Raw genomic sequence first — 1607 nt, forward strand, 5'->3', positions numbered from 1 at the left:
GGGGGTGCGGCGGAATTCTTGGACGGGTTTATGTCGTCAGCCCGAGGCTCTCCCGGTATTCAATCGGACTGAGTGCGCCAAGCGAGATCTTGATCCGTTTCTCGTTGTACCAGCGAATGTACGAGTCAACGACCTCGATGAACTGGTCGGTGCTGACGGTCTGCCAGTCCCGAGAGTAAAACAGTTCCGTTTTCAGCCGTCCAAAGAATCCTTCGCACGCTGCGTTATCGGGCGAGCAGCCCTTGCGCGACATTGAGCGAATCAGCCTTGCCTCACGTATCCGGGCAAGCCAGCCTGGCCAGCGATAGTGCGCACCGCGATCTGAATGGACAACAGGTCGGCTGTCGCTGCTACCGATTGCTTCGATGGCGGCATCGAGCATCGTGTTTACGAGTTCGGCGTCTGGTCGCGTACCGATCGACCAGCTGATCACAAGCCCATCGAAGCAATCAATAACTGGCGACAGATAGACTTTGCCAGCAGGAATCTGGAACTCAGTGATGTCTGTGAGCCACTTTTCATTCGGTGCTGCGGCACGGAAATCCCGGTTGATAAGGTTCTCTGGAGCTGGACCTATTTCTCCAGCGTAGGAGCCGTATCGACGTCGCCTCGTTGTGGCCGCGCTTAGCTGCTCCTGCTTCATCAAGCGCCGAACGACCTTCTCCGAGATGAAGACTTTCTGCCTGCCAAGTGCCGCGCGCACCCGGCGATATCCGTAGCAGCGGTGGTTTAATTCAAAGATATCTGCGATGGCACTGCGTACACCCGCATACTTGTCGGCAGCCTGTATCCGCGCCCGGTGATAGAAGTAGGAGCTACGGGCGAGCCCCAATTCAGCCAAAAGCTCCGGCAGCGTGTAAGTCTGTTTCAGGGCATCAACCAGCGCCGTCTTCTCCCGATTCGTCAGGAGTTGCGGGTTGACGCCCTGGCCTTTTTTTAATATTTCATTGGCCTTCTTCAGAATGTCGTGTTCAATCTGGAGCTTCCGGATGTCTCGTCGGAGTGATTCGACTTGCTGCTCCAGCGTCGCTTTCTCGGAGCTCTGCGGCGGATCGTTGCGGCGTGTCATGGCTGAAGCAGCCTCCTGACCGAGTAACCGATCTCTCCAGTTGTACAACGTTGGCCGGCTCACGCCAATCCTTTTAGCAACTTCCTCCGCGCTTTCTCGTCGAGTGCACAGATCGATGACCGCTGTCTGCCTGAGCTCCGGTGCATACCGAATACCCGAAGCCTTCCCGAGAACGCGCTTCTTTCGCTCAGGATGCAGCTCGTCGAGCCAGGCGACGAGCGTCCCGCGTCCCGGATATCCCAAGGCCTTTGTCGTTACTGCCAGACACTGGCCATGACTCATATAGTGGTCTGTAGCCGCTTTTTTTTGTTCCGCCGAATAGCGCGGCCTCAAGCAGATACGTTCCTTCGGCAAATCCAGACATCGCTCGTACGTGTGATACCAACGTTCGAGCGATTTCGTTGTGGGATAGCCCAACTGACGAACCGTCGCGGTGAGGCGCTTTCCAAGCTTCAAGTAGAGTTTGACCGCTCGGATGCGTTCTTCGTATGAATACATGGGCCAGCTCCTAATAGTCCAAGAATTCCGCCGCACCCCC

The 1607-nt window shown here is 56.4% G+C and carries 1 protein-coding gene; it reads right to left on the reverse strand.

Annotation, left to right across the window (positions count from 1 at the left end; translation table 11 throughout):
• Positions 1-28: 28 nt before the first annotated feature.
• Positions 29-1567, reverse strand: coding sequence for an IS3 family transposase (locus AB4Y43_RS40330; protein WP_069264554.1), 1539 nt, complete (start codon positions 1565-1567; stop codon positions 29-31).
• Between the last annotated feature and the right edge of the window lie 40 nt (positions 1568-1607).

The sequence above is a fragment of the Paraburkholderia sp. BR10872 genome (assembly GCF_040965835.1).
In the GTDB taxonomy this organism is placed as follows: Bacteria; Pseudomonadota; Gammaproteobacteria; order Burkholderiales; family Burkholderiaceae; genus Paraburkholderia; species Paraburkholderia nodosa_A.